This is a genomic window from Vibrio sp. Y20_XG_PY13, from assembly GCF_024181925.1.
Lineage (GTDB): Bacteria > Pseudomonadota > Gammaproteobacteria > Enterobacterales > Vibrionaceae > Vibrio > Vibrio parahaemolyticus.
Genome location: NZ_JAMZAL010000012.1, coordinates 42,447 through 67,651 on the forward strand (window position 1 = coordinate 42,447; position 25,205 = coordinate 67,651).

At 46.2% G+C, this 25,205-nt stretch carries 21 protein-coding genes; 5 read left to right on the forward strand and 16 right to left on the reverse strand.

Annotated elements, in window-relative coordinates:
* Positions 1–6 precede the first annotated feature (6 nt).
* From rpsF to pilM, 11 genes are all read right to left on the reverse strand, one after another.
* Positions 7–396 carry a 30S ribosomal protein S6 gene (gene rpsF, locus NL646_RS20635; RefSeq protein ID WP_005381299.1) on the reverse strand — a complete coding sequence of 130 codons (390 nt, stop codon included), beginning with the start codon at positions 394–396 and terminating at the stop codon, positions 7–9.
* A gap of 243 nt (positions 397–639) precedes the next feature.
* The gene (gene rpe, locus NL646_RS20640; RefSeq protein WP_005496581.1) at positions 640–1,311 is read right to left on the reverse strand and encodes a ribulose-phosphate 3-epimerase; all 672 of its coding nucleotides are present in this window, start codon (positions 1,309–1,311) and stop codon (positions 640–642) included.
* A 101-nt stretch (positions 1,312–1,412) separates the two neighbouring features.
* A complete protein-coding gene (locus NL646_RS20645; RefSeq protein WP_005486862.1) occupies positions 1,413–2,252 on the reverse strand; it encodes a Dam family site-specific DNA-(adenine-N6)-methyltransferase in 840 nt (279 codons plus the stop codon).
* Positions 2,253–2,321: 69 nt separating this feature from the next.
* A complete protein-coding gene (locus NL646_RS20650) occupies positions 2,322–3,839 on the reverse strand; it encodes an SPOR domain-containing protein (protein ID WP_029831593.1) in 1,518 nt (505 codons plus the stop codon).
* Between the two features lie 52 nt (positions 3,840–3,891).
* Positions 3,892–4,992, reverse strand: a complete 1,101-nt coding sequence (gene aroB / locus NL646_RS20655; protein WP_253664629.1) for a 3-dehydroquinate synthase — start codon at positions 4,990–4,992, stop codon at positions 3,892–3,894.
* Positions 4,993–5,023: 31 nt separating this feature from the next.
* The gene (aroK, locus tag NL646_RS20660) at positions 5,024–5,542 is read right to left on the reverse strand and encodes a shikimate kinase AroK (protein WP_005381319.1); all 519 of its coding nucleotides are present in this window, start codon (positions 5,540–5,542) and stop codon (positions 5,024–5,026) included.
* Between the two features lie 188 nt (positions 5,543–5,730).
* A complete protein-coding gene (locus tag NL646_RS20665; protein WP_253664630.1) occupies positions 5,731–7,479 on the reverse strand; it encodes a type IV pilus secretin PilQ in 1,749 nt (582 codons plus the stop codon).
* Between the two features lie 31 nt (positions 7,480–7,510).
* Entirely contained in the window at positions 7,511–8,026 is a 516-nt protein-coding gene (locus tag NL646_RS20670) for a pilus assembly protein PilP (RefSeq protein WP_025525190.1), read from the reverse strand.
* Complete coding sequence (locus NL646_RS20675) at positions 8,016–8,609, reverse strand: type 4a pilus biogenesis protein PilO (RefSeq protein ID WP_005480482.1); 594 nt, start codon at positions 8,607–8,609, stop codon at positions 8,016–8,018. Before NL646_RS20675 ends, NL646_RS20670 begins: the two co-directional genes overlap by 11 nt.
* Positions 8,602–9,180: a PilN domain-containing protein gene (locus NL646_RS20680; protein WP_005480484.1), complete on the reverse strand. Its 579-nt coding sequence runs from the start codon at positions 9,178–9,180 to the stop codon at positions 8,602–8,604. The genes NL646_RS20675 and NL646_RS20680 overlap by 8 nt, the downstream gene beginning before the upstream one ends.
* Complete coding sequence (gene pilM, locus NL646_RS20685; RefSeq protein ID WP_140114780.1) at positions 9,164–10,180, reverse strand: type IV pilus biogenesis protein PilM; 1,017 nt, start codon at positions 10,178–10,180, stop codon at positions 9,164–9,166. Before pilM ends, NL646_RS20680 begins: the two co-directional genes overlap by 17 nt.
* A gap of 142 nt (positions 10,181–10,322) precedes the next feature.
* Here pilM and NL646_RS20690 point away from each other — a divergent pair, with 142 nt between their 5' ends.
* Positions 10,323–12,893 carry a penicillin-binding protein 1A gene (locus tag NL646_RS20690; protein ID WP_005480476.1) on the forward strand — a complete coding sequence of 857 codons (2,571 nt, stop codon included), beginning with the start codon at positions 10,323–10,325 and terminating at the stop codon, positions 12,891–12,893.
* Positions 12,894–12,949: 56 nt separating this feature from the next.
* On the opposite strand, the gene oxyR is transcribed toward NL646_RS20690, so the two are convergent.
* On the reverse strand, positions 12,950–13,858 hold the full coding sequence (gene oxyR, locus NL646_RS20695) for a DNA-binding transcriptional regulator OxyR (protein ID WP_253664631.1): 909 nt from the start codon (positions 13,856–13,858) through the stop codon (positions 12,950–12,952).
* 170 nt (positions 13,859–14,028) lie between these two features.
* Between oxyR and NL646_RS20700 the strand changes: the two genes are divergently transcribed.
* Positions 14,029–14,757, forward strand: coding sequence for a redoxin family protein (locus tag NL646_RS20700; protein ID WP_015297397.1), 729 nt, complete (start codon positions 14,029–14,031; stop codon positions 14,755–14,757).
* Between the two features lie 490 nt (positions 14,758–15,247).
* Positions 15,248–15,520: a DUF3624 domain-containing protein gene (locus NL646_RS20705; RefSeq protein ID WP_069537567.1), complete on the forward strand. Its 273-nt coding sequence runs from the start codon at positions 15,248–15,250 to the stop codon at positions 15,518–15,520.
* A 192-nt stretch (positions 15,521–15,712) separates the two neighbouring features.
* On the opposite strand, the gene argH is transcribed toward NL646_RS20705, so the two are convergent.
* From argH to argC, 4 genes are all read right to left on the reverse strand, one after another.
* The gene (gene argH / locus NL646_RS20710; RefSeq protein ID WP_005465154.1) at positions 15,713–17,587 is read right to left on the reverse strand and encodes an argininosuccinate lyase; all 1,875 of its coding nucleotides are present in this window, start codon (positions 17,585–17,587) and stop codon (positions 15,713–15,715) included.
* A gap of 237 nt (positions 17,588–17,824) precedes the next feature.
* Complete coding sequence (locus NL646_RS20715) at positions 17,825–19,039, reverse strand: argininosuccinate synthase (RefSeq protein WP_005465152.1); 1,215 nt, start codon at positions 19,037–19,039, stop codon at positions 17,825–17,827.
* Between the two features lie 89 nt (positions 19,040–19,128).
* Positions 19,129–19,920 (reverse strand): acetylglutamate kinase, encoded by a 792-nt coding sequence (argB, locus tag NL646_RS20720; protein WP_005496562.1) that lies wholly within the window; start codon positions 19,918–19,920, stop codon positions 19,129–19,131.
* Between the two features lie 21 nt (positions 19,921–19,941).
* Positions 19,942–20,946 carry an N-acetyl-gamma-glutamyl-phosphate reductase gene (gene argC, locus NL646_RS20725; RefSeq protein WP_031855781.1) on the reverse strand — a complete coding sequence of 335 codons (1,005 nt, stop codon included), beginning with the start codon at positions 20,944–20,946 and terminating at the stop codon, positions 19,942–19,944.
* Between the two features lie 144 nt (positions 20,947–21,090).
* Here argC and argE point away from each other — a divergent pair, with 144 nt between their 5' ends.
* Complete coding sequence (gene argE, locus NL646_RS20730; protein WP_253664632.1) at positions 21,091–22,227, forward strand: acetylornithine deacetylase; 1,137 nt, start codon at positions 21,091–21,093, stop codon at positions 22,225–22,227.
* Positions 22,228–22,504: 277 nt separating this feature from the next.
* Positions 22,505–25,138 (forward strand): phosphoenolpyruvate carboxylase, encoded by a 2,634-nt coding sequence (gene ppc / locus NL646_RS20735; RefSeq protein ID WP_243188860.1) that lies wholly within the window; start codon positions 22,505–22,507, stop codon positions 25,136–25,138.
* Positions 25,139–25,205 lie beyond the last annotated feature (67 nt).

A 25,205-nucleotide genomic window follows, 5' to 3' on the forward strand; every position in this document is an offset into this window, starting at 1 on the left:
CAAAACTTACTCAGCAGCTTCTGATTTAGCTTCAGGCTTAGCTTCAGAACGCTCTTCACGACGTGGAGCACGCTCTTCTTTTTGCTTAAGCATGATAGATTGCTCAGTGATCGCTGCTTTAGTACGCATGATCATGTTACGTAGAACTGCATCGTTGAAACGGAAAGCAGTTTCTAGCTCATCGATTACAGCTTGGTCAGCTTCAACGTTCATTAGAACGTAGTGAGCTTTGTGAAGCTTGTTGATTGGGTAAGCCAGTTGACGGCGGCCCCAGTCTTCTAGACGGTGGATTTTACCGCCAGCTTCAGTGATAGAACCAGTGTAACGCTCGATCATGCCAGCAACTTGCTCGCTTTGATCTGGGTGCACCATGAATACGATTTCGTAATGACGCATGGGTTGCTCCTTACGGATTATTCAGCTTCCACAAATGGCTCAGTCGTCCAGAGGAAGCAAGGAACTAAAGAAAATTGACTGAGTTTAAGGAGCACGAATAGTACAGAAAGGCCGCAAAATAGGCAAGTGATTATTTGCGCAGCGCGCGGGATATTTTTGTTTGGCTCGTGCCAGAAACGACAAAGGCTGCCAGCAAAGTGGCAGCCTTTAAAATCAGAGCGTTATAACGCTTATTTTTAGCACTTATTCTACTTGAGCAAGCTCAGTGCGCATTTGGTCGATCACTTGTTTGTAATCTGGCTGACTAAAAATCGCAGAACCCGCCACAAACATGTCCGCACCTGCTTCAGCAATTTCACGAATGTTGTCGACTTTCACACCACCATCAATTTCCAGACGGATATCGCGACCAGACTCATCGATCATCTTACGAACAGCGCGAAGTTTATCTAGCGTGTGAGGAATGAATGACTGGCCACCAAAGCCTGGGTTTACCGACATCAGTAGAATCAGGTCAACTTTGTCCATGATGAACTCAAGATGCGCAAGCGGTGTTGCTGGGTTTAATACCACACCCGCTTTACAGCCGTGTTCTTTGATAAGCTGAAGAGTACGGTCTACGTGATCAGAGGCCTCAACGTGGAAAGTGATCATTGATGCGCCAGCTTTTGCAAAATCAGGGATGATGCGATCTACCGGTTTCACCATTAGATGAACGTCGATTGGCGCAGTGATACCGTAATCGCGTAGCGCTTTACACACAGGAGCACCAAAAGTCAGGTTTGGTACATAGTGGTTATCCATAACATCGAAATGCACCACATCTGCACCCGCTGCGAGTACTTTTTCTACGTCTTCACCTAGACGTGCAAAATCAGCCGATAAAATGGATGGAGCAATAAGAAAATCTTTCATACCTGACCTCAGTAGTGACGAGCAAAACAGCAAACCAATTTGCGCGCAATTCTACCGAAGCCAGTGGGGAGATCCACTATTTAGAGAAAATAGTGTCAGAATTATGAAGCAGCGCTATCTGATTCCGGCGCTTTGAACAAGGCGAGCAGTTCGTCAACTTTGTTACGACCACTACCGTTTCGGCTAATGGTGCGTTTCACTTTCACCACACTTAAATCCGCACCGTGGTAAAGGCGGCGCGTTAGTGTTGTGTCATGATTTGAAATCAACACCGGAATCCCACGCTCAGTAGCCGTTCTTTCTGCCATGTCGGCTAATGCCGCTTGGTCGTCCAACGTGAAACCATTACCTGCGTATGAAGTGAAGTTTGCCGTGTTTGAAAGTGGCGCATAAGGTGGATCGCAATACACAACGCTGCCCTTGCGCGCACGACGAAATGTTTCAGGATAACCTTCGCACACAAACGTGGCTTTTTTGGCTTTCTCAGCAAAAAACTCCAATTCCGCCTCTGGGAAATAAGGTTTTTTGTAAGAGCCAAACGGCACGTTGAAGCCACCTTTTTTGTTGTAGCGGCATAAACCATTAAAACCAAAGCGGTTCATGTAAAGGAATGCAAGTGAGCGATACATTACGTCATCGGTTTTATTAAACTCAGCACGAATGCTTAAGTACGCTTCTTTGCGATTGTTTTCGGCGACAAACCAGCGCTTCGCTTCTGAGATATATTCCTCAGGACGCTCTTTAAGCAGGTTGTAGAGATTAATCAGGTCGGGATTGATGTCCGCCAACAGATAGTGGTCATAGTCGGTATTAAGAAAAACCGAGCCAGCACCAACAAAAGGTTCAACCAGCTTTCGAGCCGGTGGCAAATGACGTTGGATGTCTTCAACCAGTCCGTATTTTCCTCCTGCCCATTTAAGAAAGGCTCGCTGCTTTTTCATCTACTGCTCTATCTATCGACCAAAAATTAAGGCTGCGGAATGTAACATATTTTTCAGCGAAGCTCAGGATTATTTCACGCGATCAATTTCTCGATGAACTTGGCCTAGCGATTTTGCCCATGGGCTCACCGACTTAAGTGAATCTGGCAGCTTCTCTACCGCGTCTCGAGCCATTTGAATTGTCGGATAATCTTGGTAAGTCACGATGTACCATTCCGTTCCACTGCGAACCGTCGGATAAATGCGTACCTTGTTATTCAGCTGATGCTCATCAAGAAAAGCTTGCACATCTTCCATTGATGTCATGGCTGCTAACTGCAAAGTGTACGCTCTTGGGGATAACGCTTTTAGCTCTTCACGTGCAAACGAGAATTTGACGATAGGTTTACTTGATGTCGTCTCTGTTTTCGCAACCTCTTCTGATGCAGCATCGCTTGGCTTCACCACTTTAATCAAAGAAGAGTTTGTCTCTGACTGGGTTTTCGCTTGAGGTTCAGCCCCTTCAACTAACGCTTTAATATTGTCTGTATTCGCTTGCTCAGGCTTACCTTCTAACAGAGCATCAACCACGTCAGATTCAATCACAACACGCTGCTGGGTATCATCATTCCCGACGCTTGCTACTTCTTCTGTCACCGTTGGTGGCAATGAGTTGGAATCGTCAGTCGCATCTGATAAATCGCCATCATTTGGCAAGCCGTCAGTCACTGAGGTTAAATTAGATTCTGATGGCGAAAGAGTCGGCTCAGTGAGTGTCGGAATGGCAGTTTGCTCGATGCTTCCCGTGATCTGCTGCGCTTTGTCATCGGGGCTTGGCTGATTAAACATCCACCAATAGCCTCCAGCGGCCAGCAACAGTAGCACCAAAACCACTAATGCGATGTTGAGTGGCGATCCGACAATTGAACGGATAATGATCCTTTTTTCCACTTTCATCTCTCCTAATGCCATGATGTCACCCGGAATCGGGTCGACTTTCTTAAATGCATCTCGAACACGTTTCTCCGCATCGTCATCGACATACCTAACCACTAGTGATTCGAAAAAACGACGCGCTTCCACTTCGGATAGCATATCGATATCAAGTTCAACTGGCTTAAGTTCTTGCCCATAACTCAACCGAGACAAGACCGACTCCAAACGCCCAGACTGAGTAAAAAGCAACACGTTGATCGTCCAGTTCGGCTTTTCATGCGCCTCTAAGACTAACGTCCATAACTCCGAAATGAGCGTTTCACTAAGTAAATGAGCATCATCAATAACAATCGCAATATCGCAAGGCTCACCTTCGAGAATACGCTCTAGACTGTCGAGTAAAGGCTCTTGTTGATTAAACAATGCATCGGAAACCAGCTGACTCAAGATGAGGACGCGACGCTGCACGTCATCTTGGGTCGCATGACAAAGTAACAAACATTGATTTTTGTTACTCGCACCCAGCTCAAGGTATCGTTGCGCCAGCCAAGATTTTCCATACCCATCAGGGCCATTGATCGCAATAAGGTTGGATCCAAAGTTGGTCAACAACTCCAATCTATCCAATAACTCGGTTTGAGAATCTAATTCCAGAACGTGAGCAAAACTCATCTAATAACCTTCTTAAACAACAAGAATGACGCCAGATGGCGTCATTACAAGGTTAAATATTGCGACCGAAATCAATAGCCTGCTGAATCACTTCTTGTGAAGTATCGGCTATCACTTCCGCACTGCCAATTCCGGTTGGTAGAACTAAGCGCAATTGACCTGACAGCACTTTTTTATCACGCATCATATGCTTGATAAAGTCATCAAAACTCATGCTGTCGGGTGTATGGACTGGCAATTTCGCTCTGCGCAACAATGCCACAATACGCTCAAACTGCTCTTCAGAAATCAGTCCACGCAGAAGTGACGTTTTGGCCGCCATCACCGTACCAGAAGACACCGCCTCACCATGTAACCAATTGCCGTAGCCTAATTCAGCTTCTATCGCATGACCGAAAGTGTGACCCAAATTGAGCAACGCACGAATTCCAGACTCTTTTTCGTCTTGTGCAACCACTTCAGCTTTAATTTGGCAGCAACGTGCAATGGCATAGGTAAGCGCATCTTCATCCAACGTGTATAAACGGTCTAAATTTTCTTCCAGCCAATCAAAGAATGCACCATCATAAATAATGCCGTATTTGATCACTTCAGCTATACCAGCAGAAAATTCACGCTCAGGTAGCGTCGATAAACAGTTGGTATCGATGATCACCGCTTTCGGTTGGTAAAATGCACCAATCATGTTTTTACCTAGCGGATGATTGACTGCTGTTTTGCCGCCAACGGAAGAATCCACTTGGGACAACAACGTCGTTGGAATTTGGATAAAGTCCACACCTCGCTGATAACAGGCTGAAGCAAAACCGACGAGATCTCCGATTACACCACCACCGAGGGCGATAATGACCACATCACGAGCATAACTTCCCTCTAGCAGGAAATTCATGACTTGGTTAAACACATCCAGGTTTTTGTACTGCTCGCCATCAGGCAACTCAAGTAACGAAGCATCACAACCAAGTTGTTTTAGTTGATGAAGGATTTTATCGGCATACAAAGGTGCCACTGTGACATTACTGATCACAACGACTTTTTGATTGGTATTTTTGTTTGAGAGAACTTGAGAAAGGTACGCCGGGTCCTCAAACAACCCGGCGCCTATAGAGATTGGGTAGCTACGCTCTGCTAGATTGACCGTAATCCGTTCCATCGGTGTGCTCCAATTAAAAGAAGATAAGTACTTATCTCTCTTCTAGCATTTTTACGATCTGGTTGGCTACCACTTTTGCACTTTGATCGTCAGTGCGAACAGTGTAATCCGCTACTTCTTCGTATAACGGGTTACGTTCTTCAGCTAATTGCTCCAATACTTCACGAGGGTTGTCCGTTTGAAGTAGAGGACGCTTCTTGTCACGGTTAGTACGTGCAAGTTGCTTTTCAATTGTCGTTTCTAGGTAAACAACTACACCGCGAGCAGAAAGACGGTTACGGTTCTCTTTGCTTTTCACAGAGCCGCCGCCAGTTGCCAGCACGATGCCTTGTTCTTGAGTCAGATCTTCAAGTACCGCTTCTTCACGCTTACGGAAGCCTTCTTCACCTTCTACATCAAAAACCCAAGAGATGTCTGCACCAGTGCGTTCTTCAATCACTGTATCGGAGTCAACAAACTCCATATGCAGTTGCTGTGCTAGATGTCTACCAATTGTACTTTTGCCGGCGCCCATTGGGCCAACAAGGAAAATATTACGTTTCTCAGCCATGTTTAGCAGTAATTTACAACATTGATTCAATAAGATCGCCACAAGAAAACACAGCTAAACCGCTGTTCTACAAGGCTTGTGGCACCAGTTCCTCACAGATAATTCGTGATAAGACCCGAAATTATCCAAGCATGGTGCCACTAATGCAACTTTATTTTTGATCTAATCGCCTATTTACTTGATAGCCACTACTGAATAACGACCTTAGGCGTAACGAAAATTAGCAACTCACTTTTGCCAACGTTTTCGTAACTTCGGCGGAAAAGTGCGCCTAATAGCGGAAGATCGCCCAACAATGGCACTTTATCCACTGAGTTAGTAATGCTGTGCTGAAAAATACCACCGAGCACAACCGTCTCACCATTATTCACCAGAACTTGGGTACCAATGCGCTGCGTATCAATTGCCATTGCCTCTCCTGTGCCCGTTTTCACTACCTTACCAGGTCGGTCTTGGGTCACACTCAGATCCAACACTAAACGATTGTCAGGTGTGATCTGCGGTGTCACCTTCAAGCTCAACACCGCTTTTTTAAAGGTCACTGACGTTGCACCACTCGATGAAGATTCTAGATAAGGAATTTCGGTACCTTGTTCAATGTACGCGGGCTTCTTATTGGTCGTGATCAATCGTGGGCTCGAAATGATTTCTGCTTTTGATTCTTGCTGCAATGCAGACAGCTCTAAGTCCAATAATGTATCAGAACCTAACTTTGCCACTTGGAACGCAATGCTCGCCGCATTCGGGTTGGTCGCGGCTAAATTCACATTAAGAAAATCATCGATACCAACACCATCACCACCCTCTTCACCTTCGCCATCACCACCACCTTCGTACAAACCGATTGTCGCTAGGTTGTTCTCAATAGAGCCACCAACGGTGTTATTACCATTAATAGATGTGAAGCCCCAACGAATACCTAACTCGTCCATGTTACCTTCACTGATGGTCACAATTCGGGCTTCAATTTGTACTTGTTTGACTGGGATATCGAGCGATTCAATGATTTCGCGAATAACGGCGATGTTCTCTGGCAATTCTCTGATTAATAGCGAATTGGTTCGCTCATCAATGGTCATACTGCCACGCTCTGACAACATGCTAATATTGCCTTCACCATTGATCATCTCTGCAATATCCGAAGCTTTAGCAAAATTGACTTTGATGATTTCTGATGAAAGTTCCCCCATTTCTTCCGTCAGCTTTTGTTTTTCTAACTGCTGCTTCTCGCGCAAATCCAGCTCATCGGTTGGAGCGACCAAAATCACGTTGCCATCAACACGCTTATCTAACCCTTTCACTTGCAAGATGATGTCGAGCACTTGTTGCCACGGCACACCATCAAGACGCAGTGTAAGGTTGCCTTCGACTGAATCCGAAACCACCAAGTTAAACTGGTTGTAATCTGCAATCAGCTGCAAAACGTTACGCACAGGAATGTCTTGGAAGTTAATCGAGATCAGCTTGCCTTCTTTTTCTAAGATGCTCTTGTCTGGCACTTTTTCATTTGGTTTAAGCTTGCTGACAGTGATTTCAAGATAACGCCCCGTCAAACGATAGTCATGCGTGTATTCTTCATCGATATACGCAACTAATCGTGTGGTGGAGGTATCGCGGAACACTTCCACACTTTCCACCACCGTCGCGAAATCTTTCACGTCGAGAAGGTAAAGCTGTTCGTCTTTTACCGACGTGTTCATTAAATCAATACTTAATCCTTCTTGAACACGTTTAACATCAACAATAGCCGCCGGGGATGCAAGCTCCACCACAATCACGGCATCTTTGCTTTTGTTAGTGCGAAAGTCGATGCTCTTGAGCGCATTAGACTGTACATCTTCTGCTGCTGCTAAAGGGGCTAGAAGTAAAAACAACCATAAGGAGAAGAGCCCAGTAAGCATCCTTGGTGTAAGTGTTAATCCTTGTCTCATTTTCATTACTCAATATCAAAAATAAATGCAGCTATATCTATCTCAAAGCCAACTTAACTTTACGTTTTTGCCAGCACCCCAAACCATCGGGCAAGGTTTCATTAATCAATAAATAGGAGTGGGTAACATGGGTGACCTTACCGTTATTACGCCCGAGGTATTGACCTGGTTTCACTTTGTAAACCGTGCCATTCGGGGCTTGAACTAAACCAGAAACGGTGTTCCCCATACCCATCACTCCTTTTAAACGAAGTTGGCTGAGTGGGAATTTTTCTAACTTGCCAGATCTCGCTCGGTTCGGCGGTTGCCAACAATCTTTTCTCGCCACAGGTTGAGTCGCGATGGTCGCCTCTTTGGGCAATTCGAAAGGAGCACGCATCACTTCTGGGGCATACGCCACTGCGATGTATTTGTCAGAAGGTTTGAGCTTCTCCACATCTCGCCTGGCCTGGCTCTCAACACCGCGAATAAAATCCGTTAATGATTCATCATTCGCCTGGCACCCGACCAATAGAGCGCTTACCAACACCGTCAGCAAAGATTTATTTCTCATCTTTCTTTTCCTCAGGCTTGAACTGATAAGTGTTTGCTCTCACTCGGAAGTGCAAAGTTTCACTCTCTTGGCTGACACGCTGCCAAGTCACATCTTTAAAGGTGATGATTCGTGGCAGTGTGGCAATGGCCTGTGAAAAACGACCGATATCGTGGAAATCACCTGTTAGCTCGATATTTAGTGGCAATCGATACAGGAAGTTTTCAGATTGCTTTTCTCCCCAATCGATGCGAGTAAACGTTAACTTGTTGTCGATACCGAGTTCGTTTACCGACGCCAACATTGTGGCCAACTCTTTTTGTGCCGGTAGTTGTTGCAACAGCAACTCATAACGCGTAGTAAGCTCGTCCAGTTGAGATTGCAACTGAGGCAATGCAGCTACCTTGTTAGCTTTTATGCGCAATGCCACTTTTAATGTTTGCTCCTCTTGAATCAAATTGTTCAAGCGAGCCTCTTCTGGCTTTAAGTAAAACCAATAACCAAACCCTTGGATAAGAAGAACAAGCAGGCAGATCACTACAAGCTGAGGCAGTAATGGCCATTCAGCAATCTCATCCATTTCTAGATCTTGCCAATTAACCATGTTGTTTTCCCTCTTTCTGCTCTTCTACCGTGTTAAACATGAAGGACACTTTAAAGGTCTGAAACTCTTTACCGAAACGGGCTTTTCCGTGCACGATAGAGTGCATTTCAACGTCCAGTAGCTTGGCAGAACGCTCCATGTTATCGAGCATGGTTGCTAGCCGAGGTGTACTGTCTGAAATACCTGAGATTTCAATTTCTAGATCGTTCATTTTGATCTTGTCGACATACACGCCTTCTGGAATAACAGCAGGCATGAGGTTCATAAAATCAGTGGTTTTATTCCGACCATTTTGCAACGCTTCCACAACTTTCAAGCGTTCCAAGATTTTGCTGTGTTCAAGCTCCGCGATCTTCATCGCTTCTATCCGCTTATCTAGATCGGAAATGTACGTTGTTAGATAGTCGAGTCGCTCTTGTTGAAGATCTTGTTGATACTCATAATATTTGCCAACGCCCCACTGAATCCCCAACGCCACCATGACGCCCAATACCACTAAACCGACAAATCGACGACGATGCTCTTCCCTTTGATTTTCGCGCCAAGGCAATAAGTTAATGCGATAAAGCACGCACACCTCCTAACCAATGAATGCCACGGACCGCCAGCCCTGCAGCTGTCGAAAAATGTTGCCAATCAGCCGCTCGTCGCTTGCGTTTCGACACTTTCATTTCAAACAGTCCGAGTGGGTTTAGCAACTCGCACTCCAATGCCAACTGATGCGAGAGCTCTTCTGCCAACATTGGCGTCGATGCCCCCTCGCCCGATAACCAAATGCCTTTGATGTTTTGCGAACCATTGATCGAGGTATAGAGCTGCATTTGACGTTTTACGCGCTCAACCACTTGACGATTGAACTGTTCCGTTTTGGCTTGAGCATCATCAGAGAGTAAGTCTTCTTGTGACGTCCCCATTGAAATACGAGTACCGCACGCAAACTCCTTATGAAACAGTTCGCCTTGCTCGGTAAACATGGTGAATGAACTCGCTAGCGAGCCGATGTCTAACAAACAGTATTTGTTTTTTTCAGGAAAACGCTCTGCGGCAAGCTTCCAGATATGACCTAGGCTTTGAGAGTGCACGTCAACCAACACAGGCTTTAAACCAGACTGTTGTAACGCCTCAACTCGGCTTTCAACCACATCTTTGCGCGTAGCGAATACTTGATAACTGTCCGTTCCACGCATCGCTTCTTCCGCACGAAGGCGTACGAAATCCAAACTCAATTCTTCCACAGGAAAAGGAGATTGATGAGAAAAAGCTTGTACCACCGCAAACTCGATTTCGCTCTCATCAAGGCTTTGTTCGATTTGCAGTTTCTTGCTAATAACTGAGTTGTCTGGAACAGAAATTGCCACTCGCTTGGCCCCAAAAGGCAGCTCTTTTTTCATCTGCTTTAGGGTCTTTACAATTTCTTGATGATTTATAGTGTTATTTTCAGCGACAATACCTTCCTTAAGTAATATTTCTTTGTAACCCAATAAGGCGTATTGATCGCCAATGGGTTTAAGTACTACGGCTTTGAGGCTGTTATGGCCAATATCTATGCCGGTAACGATTAGCTTATCCATCTCTACTCTCGCTCCGAAATTTCTTCGCGCAAAGGTTGTTATTAGCACCCAAATAAGAGTTAATATCTCTATGTGCTAAATTTTTGACCTAAGAGTACAAGGGTTTGCCGTTACACAGCCTCAACCAATCAGGGATTCTCCGGTGAAGTTCATAAAGCGTTTATTATTTTTAACATTGATTTGCATAATTCTTGGAGTCACCACAATTTTTGGCTTCTATCAGTACGTGAAGCCTGAATTGCCAGACGTTGCAACTCTAAAAGACGTTGAATTACAAACACCTATGCAGGTATTTAGTCAAGACGGGAAGCTGATCGCACAGTTTGGTGAAAAGCGTCGTATTCCTGTTACTTACGATGAAATTCCTCAAGATCTAATTCACGCACTGATCGCCACCGAAGACAGCCGTTTTTACGAGCACCCTGGTATCGATCCAATCGGTATTACTCGTGCAGCTGTCGTGGTTGCTCTTTCCGGCTCAGCAAAGCAAGGCGCGAGTACCATCACTCAGCAGCTAGCGCGTAACTTCTTCTTATCCAACGAGAAGAAACTAATGCGTAAGATCAAAGAGATCTTCATTGCCATTCACATTGAGCAACTGCTGAGCAAACAAGAGATCATGGAACTTTACGTTAACAAGATCTTCCTTGGCTATCGCTCATACGGTTTTGGTGCAGCAGCTCAGGTGTATTTTGGTAAGAGCCTAAATGAGCTCTCGCTTAGTGAAATTGCGACACTTGCGGGGATGCCAAAAGCCCCTTCAACCATGAACCCAATTTACTCGCTAGAACGTGCAACAAAACGTCGTAACGTTGTGCTAATGCGTATGCTCGATGAAAAATACATTACGCAAGAACAATTCGATGAAGCACGTAACGAACCAATCATTGCTCGTTACCACAGTGCAGAAATTGAAGTGTCTGCGCCTTACGTTGCCGAGCTTGCACGTGCATGGGCAGTAAAAGAGTACGGTGAAGAGAAAGCCTATACGTCGGGTTTGAATATCTACATGACGGTTGACTCTAAACTGCAAGACGCTGCCAATAAGGCTGCGGTAAACAACCTAATGGCTTATGACGAGCGTCATGGTTACCGCGGCGCAGAAAAAGTGTTGTGGAAAGAAGGGGAAGCCGCTTGGGATGCAGAACAAATTGAGAAGCATCTAAAAGGCCAGCCAACTTACGGCGATCTTTACCCTGCTGTCGTGACAAAAGTGGAAGGCAAAACGGCGCAAGTTGTTGTGAAAAATAACGACGCACAAACCATCCCTTGGACTGGCATAAACTGGGCACGCAAATTCCTCACCGATAACCGTCAAGGTTCAACACCAAAATCTGCACAAGAGGTTTTAGCTGCAGGTGAACAAATTTGGGTTCGCGAGCTAACGACCACCGATGAAGATGGCAACACTCAAAGCAGCTGGAAGCTAAGCCAAGTGCCTAGCGCGAACACCGCATTTGTCGCGATGAATCCTGAAAATGGCGGCATTTTGTCACTGGTAGGTGGTTTTAACTTTGTTCACAGCAAGTTTAACCGCGCAACCATGTCCGTGCGTCAGGTTGGTTCTAGTATCAAACCATTTATTTACTCAGCCGCTATCGATAAAGGCCTAACGTTAGCAACTCTGATCAACGATGCGCCAATCAACAAATGGGACGCAGGTTCAGGATCGGCATGGCGACCAAAGAACTCACCTCCAACTTACGGTGGTCCAACTCGCCTTCGCATTGGCTTAGCGCAATCGAAAAACGTAATGGCGGTTCGTACCTTACGTGAAGTAGGTCTGGATGAAACTCGTCAGTACCTAACTCGCTTTGGATTCGATATCAACGAAGTGCCTCGCTCAGAAACTATCGCCTTGGGTGCGGGTAGCTTAACGCCAATGAAAGTGGCGCAAGGTTACTCGGTTTTTGCAAACGGCGGTTACTATGTTGAGCCGTTCTACGTAGAACGCGTTGAAGATGCATTTGGCGAAGTTTTGTTTAAAGCCAACCCTAAGAGCGTTTGTCATCAAGATTGCCCACAAATGAGCCCACAACCAGAAATGGATCGCTTTGCCAGTGAGTTCGGTGAGCAAGACGTTGCCGTTGATGGCCAAGCTCCAGAGAACGCACTAGAAAATGATGAACCAAAATACGCACCACAAGTGATCTCTGAACAAAACGCATTCTTGATGCGTGAAATGATGTACAGCAACATCTGGGGTGGCGGCAACTGGCGTGAAGGAACTGGCTGGAACGGTACCGGCTGGCGTGCGCAAAAACTTGAGCGTCGTGATATTGGTGGTAAAACTGGTACGACTAACGATTCAAAAGATGCATGGTACAACGGTTATGGTCCGGGCGTGGTTGCTATTGCATGGGTGGGCTTCGATGATCACTCACGCGCGTTAGGCCGCACGACGGTGAACAGCAATTTGGGTCAAGGCCAAGTATCTGGTGCTGAATCAGGAGCGAAAACAGCAGAGCCAGCATGGATTGACTTTATGCAAGTAGCATTGGAAGGCAAGCCAGAACAAGGCAAGAATATTCCAGATGACATCGTGCGCGTTCGCATCGATCGCAACAGCGGTCTGCTGACTCATAAAGTGGATAGCACGTCCATGTTTGAATACTTTGAGAAAGGCACGGAGCCAACCGAATACGTTGGTAACAGCCTCGAAGACAGCATTTATTCAAGCGGTTCTGGTGGCACAACGGAAGAGTTGTTCTAAACCAAACGAAAGAAAAGATAAGGGGAGAGCGTTGGCTCTCCCCCTTTTTTATAACGTTACGCGGCCATAGAAGATGGCTGCGACTCTAGAATTGCTTTGATTTTCGCTGCTAATGCTTCAAAACGAGCACGCAACGGAGAGCCAGGGCGGTACGCCAAAACAATGCTGCGTGAAGGCGTAGGGTTGACGGCAGGAATGTAGCAAACGCCATCTTTTTGTTTTTCGGCTGGAATAGAAAGCTGAGGCAACAAAGTAATACCCGCTCCCGCAGCAACCATATTACGCAAAGTTTCTAAACTGGTGGCTTTAAAGCGCTCATCATCTTTTGCTCCTGCCGCAAAGCAGAAACCTAACGCTTGGTCGCGTAAGCAATGCCCATCACCTAAAGCCAACACGGTCTTCCCATTGAGCTCTAACATATCAACCTGGTCGAGCTGTGCCCATTCATGACCACATGGTACAGCAACACTAAGCGGTTCGTTGTACACTTCAATCTCTTTAAATGGGGCAGTTTCCGCCACAGAAGCCAATACCAAGCAGTCCAGCTTCCCTTCCTCTAGCTGACGAACCAACTGATGAGTTTGAGCCTCATGCAGGAACAGCTCAAGCTCAGGGAACTCTTCTTTCAGCTGTGGAAGAATTTTAGGCAATAAGTACGGCCCAACCGTCGGAATAAAACCGATGTGCATTGGACCGGTCATTGCCCCACTCTGTCCGCTGGCCATATCTTTAAAGGTTTTCACCTCACTCAGAATGCATTTAGCTTGATCCACCAGCTGTAAGCCAGAGTCGGTGAATAACACTCGGCGGCTGCTTCTTTCTAACAATGCCGTGCCGAGTTCATCTTCCAGCTTACGTATTTGACCACTAAGCGTTGGCTGACTGACAAAACACGCCTCTGCCGCTTTGCGAAAATGCTTGTGCTCCGCCAGTGCGACTAAGTACTCAAAATCCCGAATATTCATAACACACGATTCGCTTCTATTTGATGATAGTCAATGTCTATCAAAACCATAGCATCAAACGATTAGAGCTATCAAAGGATTTTTACAATAATGGGCTCAACAAAACGAATCAGAGCCAAACGACAAGTCACGCTCTAAACGCTTCACTCGAATATTTTAAAGGAATCAATATGTTTGTATCTAAAGAAGGTCAAAACGTACCACAGGTTACTTTCCCGACTCGCCAAGGTGATACTTGGGTGAACGTTACCTCGGATGATCTATTCAAAGGCAAAACCGTGATCGTATTCAGTTTGCCTGGAGCGTTTACACCGACTTGTTCTTCTAGCCACTTACCTCGTTACAACGAGCTATTCCCTGTGTTCAAAGAACACGGTGTTGATGAAATTTTGTGTATTTCGGTAAACGACACATTCGTTATGAACGCTTGGAAACACGACCAAGAAGCCGAGCACATCACCTTTATTCCAGATGGTAATGGCGAGTTCACCGATGGCATGGGCATGCTCGTGGACAAAAATGACATCGGTTTTGGTAAACGTTCTTGGCGTTACAGCATGTTGGTAAAAGATGGCGTGATTGAGAAGATGTTCATCGAGCCAAATGAGCCAGGAGATCCGTTCAAAGTCTCGGATGCAGACACTATGCTGAACTACATCGCACCAGAGTACAGAACTCAGGAATCGATCACTGTATTTACCAAGCCTGGTTGTCCTTTCTGTATGAAAGCCAAACAAAACTTGATTGATCACGGTCTTCAATATGAAGAAGTCATTTTGGGGAAAGATGCAACTTCCGTCAGTCTTCGTGCTATTACAGGCCGTACGACCGTCCCGCAAGTATTCATCGGCGGTAAACACATCGGTGGTAGCGAAGAGCTAGAAACTTACCTAGGCTAACCTGTCCATAGCCTCCCCCCGGTCTCCGGCGTCTTTGACTCGGAGGCCACCCTGTCTCTCCCGCTCAAATCTAAGTCCTTCGTTCTTAAATCGTTCTACTACCTGAATCAACGATTTTAAATACAACACTTTTTGTTCATCATAACGTCTTGTTTCTATTCCCAAGCCAAATACAAAAAAGCCTCGCAGATACGAGGCTTTTTTCTGGACTAGAGTTTAATGGATTACATCATCGCATAACGACTCACTAGCACAATCGCGGTGAACCCAATGGTGAAAAATCCCCCGGCAAGTCCTAGTGCTACTCTCAGTTCTGTCGACATTATCTTTTCCTATTTTCGGCTGACGCGGCACCATACACCAGTTACGTGCTACAAAATTTCATCAAAGCTAATTTTCCATTTTTGGGTCCGTACCACCTAACAAGCGCACATGGTAAAGCCTATTCATCTTCTGCTAATCTTGGGCAAGTTGAATTGAGGTAAACATCATGGCTTGTCGTAACTGCCAAGAACATTGGTTTTGGAAAAAGATCGGTCGTTGTCAACGATGCATGGATCAATTGACCGTACTTTCAGTTGTGTGTTGGATCATTTGGTGGTTTGCTTTTCGCGATCATCCACAAAGCATTGAATCGATCGCCCTGATCTTTGCGGGCTTTGCATTTAACATTTTATTGTTTCTGCACTTATGGATGCGTTTTGTCATCTTGCCGTGGCAGCGTCGTCGCGGGAAACAGAATGGAGAGGATCACCACAAATGACAGATAGAAAAAAGCCCCAAAATCAATCTCGATTCTGGGGCTCTCTTAGATTCTTCTAAGAAAAAGCAGTGGTACTTTAATAGACCGAGCTTCCTCTCAAAGGTTCAAAGTTTTTTCGATTTTTTTAGCAAAAACTTATGTAAATGATCGTTCTCTAACGATATCTGTTTAAATACTAACAAAATCAATACGCTATGCGACATGGCTGCGTTGGATGATCTGTTCAACTAAATTGATCTCTAACGCCACTTCATCACAGGCATGTTGACGCGGGCATTGGTCGCAATCTTTCAACACTTTTTCTGGCAACAGAGACTTAGATGTTGGCAAGAAACTCTGCTTCATAAAGAACTCTGGCGTACGTGTTAGTACGAAGACTTTCTTAATCGCCATTTGACGTGCTTTATCCACCAAATAGTTCACGATCGCGCTGCCTTGCCCTTGTCCTTGCCAACCCGCCTCAATACCGAGCGAGCGAATTTCCGCAAGTCCAGAGTCATACACATACAGAGACGCGCAACCAGTCACTTCACCATGATGTTCAGCAACGGCAAATGAGCCAATGTCGCGAACGAGTTCATTACGAGAACGAGGTAAGTTTTCGCCCATATTCGCCCAATACGCAACCATGCCCTCAAGCGTTTCGATATCCGTTAAACGTGCAGGACGCACTTTGACGGCCGAGCTATCACGCTGCGCCAAACGCTTGTCCGCTTGGTCAACTGCATAAGCAACTTGTTTTGGTGACACGCCACCAAGCGCGCTACGTTTTTCTAGACAAGATTCAATCGTTAGGATGTCGTACACATCGTTGTCGATGACGTCAGAGAACTCTTGCAGCTCTTGCAGTGACAGCTCTTCCAGTGCACAACCTTTGGCAATCGCGCCAACGACAGCCACACCGACAATATGATGCGCTTCTCGGAAAGGAATGCCTTTCGCGACCAAGTAGTCCGCTAATTCTGTGGCATTGGCGTAGCCTTGTTTCGCGGCTTCTAACGTACGTTCGCCATTAACCTTAATCCCATCGAAACACAACGCTGCCATTTCCATACAGTCGTTCCATGTATCAAGCGCATCGAACAAACCTTCTTTGTCTTCTTGCATGTCTTTGTTGTACGCCAGTGGCAGGGCTTTGACTGTCATCATCATGCCAGCAAGTGCTCCGTACACGCGACCAGTCTTACCACGAATGAGCTCTAGCGCATCTGGGTTTTTCTTCTGAGGCATCAATGACGAGCCAGACGTCACTGTATCTGCCAACTCAATGAAGTTCGACTCACCTGAGTTGTAGAAAATCATATCTTCCGCGAGACGTGACAAGTGCAGCATAGAGATAGAAGCAACAGACATCAGTTCCATCACATGGTCACGATCCGATACCGAATCGAGTGAGTTACGCGTAGCACGATGAAAGCCAAGATTATGCGCCAATTGTTCACGATCAATTGGGTAAGCAGTACCAGCTAATGCGCCAGAACCTAGCGGACAAGTATCTAAACGTTGCAGCGCATCACTCAGACGTGAGTAATCACGCTCAAACATTTCAACATACGCCAAACACCAATGAGCAAACGTCACAGGCTGAGCACGTTGTAAGTGAGTATAACCAGGCAAAACCGTACCTTGATGCTGTTTCGCCACTTGCACCATTTGCGATTGCAGACGATCAAGTGCAATAAGAAGTTGCTGCCCTTGCTGACGACACCAAAGCTTTAAGTCGGTCGCCACTTGGTCGTTACGAGAACGACCAGTGTGCAGCTTTTTACCTAAGTCGCCGACTTTGCTGATCAACTGCTGTTCCACCCACGAGTGAATGTCTTCAGCATCAGAGCGTAAAATCTGATGCGGATCTTCCATCACTTCGAGTTTCAACTCATTTAAAGCGAGCTCGAGCTTTTGCTGCTCTTCTGCTGATAATACACCAACCGAAAGCAATGCTTTAGACCACGCAATTGAGCCTACGATATCTTGCTCAGCCAATCGGTAGTCGAAACGCAACGAATCGTTGAACTCTTTGAATCTGGTATCTGCCGCTTGGGTAAATCTTCCGCCCCATAATGCCATTGCGTCTCTCCTGATGACTATTGCTTACTCTAACGTGTCTAATGAGTGATGACGAAATCGGTGGTCATTTGCTCACTTTTTCTTATACGCCAACGTTACGGCAATTCAATATAAAAATAAAGTATAAATTCAATATTTTTACATATATATTCACCAAGATTAATTTAAGACTCTTTGAGTAATAAAAAGACCCGCCATATATTGGCAGGTCTTTATTCAATCCGAGATGGGGAGTGATTATTTCTTCTGGCTGTTCAATGCACGAATACGGCTTGATAGCGAGTAAAGGCGGATGAAGCCACCAGCATGACTTTGATCGTAAACCTCATCTTCACCAAAAGTAGCGAACTCTTCTGAGTACAAGCTGTTGTCAGAACGTTTTTGCGTTACCGTTGCTTGACCTTTGTATAGCTTAACAACCACTTCGCCATTGACGTCTTGTGCTAGCTCTTCTGAGGCAGCAAGAATCGACTTACATAGCGGTGTAAACCAACGACCGTCGTACACAAGGTGAGAGGCTTTTAGACCAAGTTCTTCACGGAACTCGAATGACGATTTGTCTAGCACCAATTGTTCAACTGCGCGCAGAGCTTCCATCATGATGGTACCTCCCGGAGTTTCGTAACAGCCACGAGACTTCATTCCCACCAAACGGTTCTCTACGATATCAATACGACCCACACCGTGTTTTGCGCCTTTTTCGTTTAAGTAAACTAGTGCGTTGTATGGTGTCATCGCTTCACCATCCACTGCCACAACTTCACCTTTTTCGACTTTCAACGTAACGTATTCAGCTTCATTTGGCGCTTGTTCAGGATCAACGGTCCAGACCCAGCAATCTTCGTTTGGTGCATTCCATGTATTTTCAAGCACACCACCTTCGGTAGAAATATGCCATGCGTTCGCATCACGTGAGTAAATCTTCGTTAGAGACGCTGAGCAAGGAATGTTACGCTCTGCAAGGTAATCCAGACATTGTTCGCGGCTCACTAAATCCCACTCACGCCATGGAGCGATAACGTGTAGATCTGGTGCTAACGCAGCAAATGCACCCTCGAAACGCACTTGGTCGTTACCTTTACCAGTACAGCCGTGACACAATGCGTCCGCGCCCACTTTACGTGCCACTTCAACTTGCGCTTTGGCAATGATTGGACGCGCCATTGATGTACCCAACAGGTATTTGCCTTCGTAGTAAGCACCGGTTTTTAGTGTTGGGTAGATGTAGTCTGCTACCATTTCTTCTTTTAGGTCAGCGATGTAGCATTCTGATGCGCCAGATGCTTTTGCTTTCGCTTCGATGCCTTCGAGTTCTTCAGCACCTTGACCTACATCGGCCACGAAAGCGACGACTTCACAGTCATAATTCTCTTTTAGCCACGGGATGATTACTGAAGTATCTAGACCGCCTGAGTATGCGACTACCACTTTATTTACGTTCACTTTGCTCATGTTTTTTCTCCAAACTTAACTGGCGCTGCGCTCGGCGGTCAGTGCCAACCACTTCCTAATGTTGAATTCTTTAACTGTTTTGCTTCCGCTTATTGAGGCAGAAACTGTGTTCCAATACTTTCACCAGCAAATAACTGCGTGAGTTTTTCTGGGTAGCGCCACGTCGCCACTTCTATCGGACGACCAAGATCGTTGGCGGCTTCGAGAGCAGCTTTCACTTTGACGATCATCCCATCAGTGATCACTTGGCCTTCGATCAGCGCATTGGCTTCTTTCTCAGATAAGCTTTTAAGCAGATGACCTTTGCCATCTAACACACCGCTTACATCTGACAACAGCACCAACTCCGCGTCCAAAGCACCCGCAACGGCAACCGCTGCTTGATCCGCATTCACGTTCATCATTTGACCTTCAGCCGTGAGACCAATAGAGCTGATGATAGGCAGTGCGCCCGTATTTAAAATCGCTTGAAGTAGGCTTGAGTCACCCGGCGTCGCTTTGCCCACCGCACCTAATTCAGGATCTAACTCTTCGACGTGACAAAGACCACCATCCGCTAGGCTCAAGCCCACCGCATTCAAACCATCGGCAATCGCTTGACCTTGCAGTAACTTATTTGCCGTTCCTGCCAGCGCACCGGCAATGACTGGAATTTGATCGTATGGCGTCACGCGTAGACCATGTTTCTTTACGGTCTTAAGTTGAAGTTTCGCCATCAACTCATCCACCAAGTAGCCACCGCCATGAACGATGGCGATTTGTCGCTGCGCCGACTTCTGGTATGCCGCGATGGCACCAAACAGTTGGCTTAAGGTTTGAGTGCAAGATAAAGCCGCACCGCCTAGCTTAATGACTAAAGGAGCTTGATTGGTTTGCGTCATTGCTTTTCCCTCTTTCAACGACTACAGCAACGCTGTCAGTTCTGGGTAACCGTAATGAATATTTAAACACTGCATCGCTTGACTCGATGCACCTTTAAGTAGGTTGTCGATGGCCGAAATCACAATGATGTGTTCGCCTTGCACCTTCCAGCCGATATCGCAGAAAGGGGTATTTTCAACATCCTGAATACGTGGAATGCCATCACCTTTGAGGCGCACGGCTGGCTTACCTTGATAAGCTTGTTCAAAAGCTTGAGCAACTTGTTGCTCCGTTACACCTTGCGCCAACTTCATCGTGACAGTAGCAAGAATGCCGCGTTTAAAGTTGCCAAGATGAGGAGTAAAAATCACATCACATCCTAAATGCTGGGCAATTTCTGGTTGGTGGCGATGATTGAATACACCGTAAGGCTGAAGGCTGACCTCACAAAAACTGTTGGTCATTGAGGCTTTACGCCCTGCGCCAGAGACACCACTTGTCGCGTTAATGACTGGCCACTGTTGAGTGTCCAACAAACCATCAACGAGTAGTGGCTTAATTGCCAACTGCGACGCCGTTGGGTAGCAGCCAGCTACCGCAACTAAAGGAGCGTTTTTAATCTCTTCTTGGTTCCACTCCGTTAAGCCATACGCCGCTTTATCTAGCCAGTTGTTGAATTGATGCTCAAAGCCGTAAAAGGTGTCGTAAAAGCCATCACTTTTGACACGAAACGCGCCGGACAAATCAAAGACCTGACATCCAGCGTCGAGAAAGATAGGAGCAAGATCATGGCTGACCTCATGGGCCGTAGCTAAAAAAACCACATCAGAGTCTTGCGCAACTTGCTTTGGATCGGTCAACGCATTCACCACCTTATCAACCACGTTCGCCAATTTACCGTGTAACTGTGCAATGGTTCTTCCTGCATCGACACTGTTGGCGGAAACGTATAAACCTGATAGCGTGAGTTGTGGGTGTTTATTAACCATGAACGCTAACTCTGCGCCGGTGTAACCGCTGGCTCCAATAATTGTGGTTTTTAGCATTGTGTGACATCCATATACTTAAAGCTCAAAATGATTATTCATATTTAAAATTAGCTTTATTTTGATTTTTTATTCATTAAATATGAGTTAATATGTGTTTTACATTTTTGTGCTCTGTCTGTCAATAGGAGAATTGAAGAATCCATGCAATTACCAACTTTTCTAGAGGTCTATGAAGGACTCATTAGTACCTCTTCGATCAGCTCGACTGATCCAAGCTGGGATCAAGGCAATGCCAAAGTGATCGAGAAACTCGCCACTTGGTTTAAAGATCTTGGTTTTCACGTTGAGGTGATCGAAGTCGAATCAGGCAAACACAATATGATTGCACGCATGGGCGAAGGCGAAGGCGGTCTGCTGCTTGCTGGGCACAGCGATACCGTGCCATTTGATGAAGGACGCTGGAGCTTTGATCCCCATAAGCTCACTGAGAAAGACAACCGCTTCTACGGTCTGGGTACGGCAGACATGAAAGGCTTTTTTGCTTTCATTTATGAAGCAGTAAAAAAGGTGGATTGGAGCAAGCAAAACAAGCCGCTTTACGTATTGGCCACCTGTGATGAAGAAACTACCATGCTCGGTGCAAGACACTTCACCACAAACGCGCCGTTCAAGCCGGATTACTGCATCATTGGAGAACCCACTAGCTTAGTTCCTATTCGTGGCCACAAAGGGCATGTCGCCAATGCGATTCGGGTTACCGGTAAATCCGGCCACTCCTCTGACCCAGCTTTGGGCGTCAACGCGATTGAAATCATGCATGAAGTGTTGTTTGCGATTATGCAACTGCGCGACAAACTCATTAAAGAGTATCACCACCCAGGATTTGCCATCCCTAGTCCAACGTTGAACTTAGGCCATATCCATGGCGGTGATAGTGCCAACCGTATTTGTGGTTGTTGCGAGTTGCACTATGACGTTCGCCCATTGCCGGGCATCAGTTTGGACGGTTTAGAAAACATGCTGCGCAGCGCACTACAAGAAGTAGAAGCTAAATGGCCGGGACGAATCGACATCGTACCGTTGCATGAGCCAATTCCAGGATATGAATGTCAGCACGATCATCCATTTATCGGTGGTGTTGAAGAGATCTGTCAAACCAGTTCGCAAACCGTCAACTACTGCACGGAAGCGCCTTTCTTGCAGCAACTGTGTCCGACTCTGGTACTTGGCCCTGGTTCTATCGAACAAGCGCACCAACCAGATGAGTTTCTCTCCTTTGATTTTATCGACCCAACCATTGATGTGCTCTCAAAGGCGATGGTTAAGTATTGTTGTTGATTGAGTTTAAAAAAAGCCTTTATGCAGCTCCGATGAGCTGCATATTTTGGCTCTCAAAGCACAAGTTTTTATGCACCGTTAACACGAATTTAACTTGTTATTTTGTAATTAATTTTCACTTTTAATTCTATGCCCGTCGAAACTTTGCTCTAAATCAGGAGAGACGCCGAATAATTGCAAACTTAGTCTGCTTTATTTGACTAGAACTGGTGCTTTTCGCTAGATTGGAGTCTTAACAAGGACAATGGATGTAGTTTTTTTACGAGGCAGGACGACAATGAACGAGAAATACGCCGCACTTAAAAGCAATGTGCGCATGTTAGGCCACTTATTGGGTAACACGATTCGCGATGCCCACGGCGAAGAAATCTTCGAGAAAGTGGAGACCATTCGTAAATTATCCAAATCGGCTCAAGCAGGTAATCAAGCAGACAGGGAAAACTTGATAGAAGAAATCAAACACCTACCCGATGAGCAACTAACGCCAGTCACCCGTGCGTTTAACCAATTTCTAAACCTCACCAATATTGCCGAGCAATACCACACCATTTCACGTCACTGTGAAGAGCACATCTGTGAACCAGACGCGATCAACTCGCTGTTTTCAAAACTGGTACAAAACGATGTTAGCAAACTCGATACGGCTCAAGCGGTACGTGATTTGAATATTGAACTGGTATTAACCGCGCACCCCACGGAAATCACTCGCCGCACCATGATCAATAAACTGGTCAAGATCAACGAGTGTTTATCCAAACTAGAACTCAGCGACCTGTCTTCTAAAGAACGCAAAAAAACAGAGCGTCGCTTAGAGCAACTTATCGCACAAAGCTGGCATTCTGACGTGATTCGTCAACAACGCCCTACTCCATTGGATGAAGCGAAATGGGGCTTTGCCGTAGTAGAAAACTCACTGTGGGAAGCAGTGCCAGATTTCCTACGTGAAATGAATGATCGTCTGAAGTCTTACCTAGGTGAAGGTTTACCAATTGATGCTCGTCCAGTGCATTTCTCTTCTTGGATGGGGGGTGACCGTGATGGCAACCCGTTCGTTACTCATAGCGTAACGCGTGAAGTACTGCTTCTGTCTCGTTGGAAAGCCGCTGACCTTTATCTCAATGACATCAATGAATTGATCAGCGAACTCTCTATGACCGTTTCTAACGATCAAGTTCGTGAACTTGCTGGTGAAGATCAACATGAACCATACCGCGCAATCCTGAAACAACTACGTGCTCTGCTCAATGAAACCAAAGATATTCTTGATGCGAAGATCCACGGTCAAAAACTGGCAGTCAAAGCACCGCTACAAAAAGTTGAACAGCTTTGGGATCCTCTGTACGCGTGTTACCAATCACTGCATGAGTGCGGCATGGGCGTCATCGCTGACGGCTCGTTGCTAGATACGCTGCGTCGTGTGAAAGCATTTGGCGTTCACCTAGTTCGTCTTGATATCCGCCAGGAAAGTACGCGCCACGCAGATGTACTCTCTGAGCTGACTCGATACCTCGGCATTGGTGATTACGAACAGTGGAGCGAGCAAGATAAAATTGCTTTCCTCACCAATGAACTTGCGTCTAAACGTCCGCTACTGCCACGCGATTGGGAACCATCAGAGCCTGTCAAAGAGGTGTTAGACACCTGTAAGATCATCGCTCTGCAACCGCGCGAAGCGTTCGGTGCTTACGTCATCTCAATGGCTCGTACCGCCTCAGACGTACTCGCTGTGCACCTATTACTGCAAGAAGCGGGCTGCCCTTACCGTATGGATGTTTGTCCTCTGTTCGAAACTCTAGACGACTTGAACAATGCGGAATCGGTCATTAAGCAGCTAATGAGCATCGACCTTTACCGTGGCTTTATTCAAAACCACCAAATGGTCATGATCGGCTACTCTGATTCAGCAAAAGATGCGGGTGTCATGTCAGCAGGCTGGGCTCAGTACCATGCTATGGAATCTCTAGTTAAAGTGGCAGAAGACGAAGGTGTTGAGCTGACTCTGTTCCATGGTCGTGGCGGCACCGTTGGTCGCGGCGGCGCACCTGCACACGCGGCTCTGCTGTCTCAACCACCAAAGAGCTTGAAAGGCGGGTTACGCGTAACAGAACAAGGCGAAATGATCCGCTTTAAACTGGGTCTACCAGATGTTGCGGTAAACAGCTTCAACTTGTATGCAAGCGCCATTTTGGAAGCAAATCTACTGCCACCACCAGAGCCAAAACAAGAATGGCGCGACTTGATGGAAGTCCTGTCGGAAGTGAGCTGTGAAGCTTACCGTGGCGTCGTCCGTGGCGAACCAGATTTTGTTCCATACTTCCGTCAAGCGACGCCTGAACTAGAGCTAGGCAAACTGCCGCTTGGTTCACGCCCAGCGAAACGTAATCCAAATGGCGGTGTAGAAAGCTTACGTGCAATTCCTTGGATCTTCTCGTGGAGCCAAAACCGTTTGGTGCTTCCGGCTTGGTTAGGCGCAGGTGAAGCTATTCAGTACTCAGTAGACAAAGGTCATCAGGCACTGTTGGAAGAAATGTGTCGCGAATGGCCGTTCTTCTCAACTCGCCTAGGTATGCTTGAGATGGTGTACACCAAGTGCAACATGGAAATCTCTCGCTACTATGACCAACGCCTAGTTGAACCTCAACTTCAACCATTGGGTGACCGACTGCGTGAACAGCTTCAACGTGATATTAAGTCCGTACTGAACGTAGAGAACAACGAAAACCTAATGCAAAGCGACCCATGGGGCCAAGAATCAATTCGCCTACGTAACATCTACGTAGAGCCATTGAACATGCTTCAAGCTGAATTGCTATACCGTACTCGTCAAACAGAAGAGGCGTCTGCAAACCTTGAAGAGGCTCTGATGGTGACCATCGCGGGTATTGCAGCAGGTATGCGTAATACGGGTTAAAAATAACCATTCGTAATACAAAAGGCTGAGTTCATACTCAGCCTTTCTTATATTCATAACTTCCAAC

What these genes read in the sequence shown, in the direction of transcription:
- rpsF (WP_005381299.1), bottom strand. Translation starts at nt 396, where the DNA reads ATGCGTCATTACGAAATCGTATTCATGGTGCACCCAGATCAAAGCGAG.
- rpe (WP_005496581.1), bottom strand. Translation starts at nt 1,311, where the DNA reads ATGAAAGATTTTCTTATTGCTCCATCCATTTTATCGGCTGATTTTGCA.
- NL646_RS20645 (WP_005486862.1), bottom strand. Translation starts at nt 2,252, where the DNA reads ATGAAAAAGCAGCGAGCCTTTCTTAAATGGGCAGGAGGAAAATACGGA.
- NL646_RS20650 (WP_029831593.1), bottom strand. Translation starts at nt 3,839, where the DNA reads ATGAGTTTTGCTCACGTTCTGGAATTAGATTCTCAAACCGAGTTATTG.
- aroB (WP_253664629.1), bottom strand. Translation starts at nt 4,992, where the DNA reads ATGGAACGGATTACGGTCAATCTAGCAGAGCGTAGCTACCCAATCTCT.
- aroK (WP_005381319.1), bottom strand. Translation starts at nt 5,542, where the DNA reads ATGGCTGAGAAACGTAATATTTTCCTTGTTGGCCCAATGGGCGCCGGC.
- NL646_RS20665 (WP_253664630.1), bottom strand. Translation starts at nt 7,479, where the DNA reads ATGAAAATGAGACAAGGATTAACACTTACACCAAGGATGCTTACTGGG.
- NL646_RS20670 (WP_025525190.1), bottom strand. Translation starts at nt 8,026, where the DNA reads ATGAGAAATAAATCTTTGCTGACGGTGTTGGTAAGCGCTCTATTGGTC.
- NL646_RS20675 (WP_005480482.1), bottom strand. Translation starts at nt 8,609, where the DNA reads ATGGTTAATTGGCAAGATCTAGAAATGGATGAGATTGCTGAATGGCCA.
- pilM (WP_140114780.1), bottom strand. Translation starts at nt 10,180, where the DNA reads ATGGATAAGCTAATCGTTACCGGCATAGATATTGGCCATAACAGCCTC.
- oxyR (WP_253664631.1), bottom strand. Translation starts at nt 13,858, where the DNA reads ATGAATATTCGGGATTTTGAGTACTTAGTCGCACTGGCGGAGCACAAG.
- NL646_RS20700 (WP_015297397.1), top strand. Translation starts at nt 14,029, where the DNA reads ATGTTTGTATCTAAAGAAGGTCAAAACGTACCACAGGTTACTTTCCCG.
- NL646_RS20705 (WP_069537567.1), top strand. Translation starts at nt 15,248, where the DNA reads ATGGCTTGTCGTAACTGCCAAGAACATTGGTTTTGGAAAAAGATCGGT.
- argH (WP_005465154.1), bottom strand. Translation starts at nt 17,587, where the DNA reads ATGGCATTATGGGGCGGAAGATTTACCCAAGCGGCAGATACCAGATTC.
- NL646_RS20715 (WP_005465152.1), bottom strand. Translation starts at nt 19,039, where the DNA reads ATGAGCAAAGTGAACGTAAATAAAGTGGTAGTCGCATACTCAGGCGGT.
- argB (WP_005496562.1), bottom strand. Translation starts at nt 19,920, where the DNA reads ATGACGCAAACCAATCAAGCTCCTTTAGTCATTAAGCTAGGCGGTGCG.
- argC (WP_031855781.1), bottom strand. Translation starts at nt 20,946, where the DNA reads ATGCTAAAAACCACAATTATTGGAGCCAGCGGTTACACCGGCGCAGAG.
- argE (WP_253664632.1), top strand. Translation starts at nt 21,091, where the DNA reads ATGCAATTACCAACTTTTCTAGAGGTCTATGAAGGACTCATTAGTACC.
- ppc (WP_243188860.1), top strand. Translation starts at nt 22,505, where the DNA reads ATGAACGAGAAATACGCCGCACTTAAAAGCAATGTGCGCATGTTAGGC.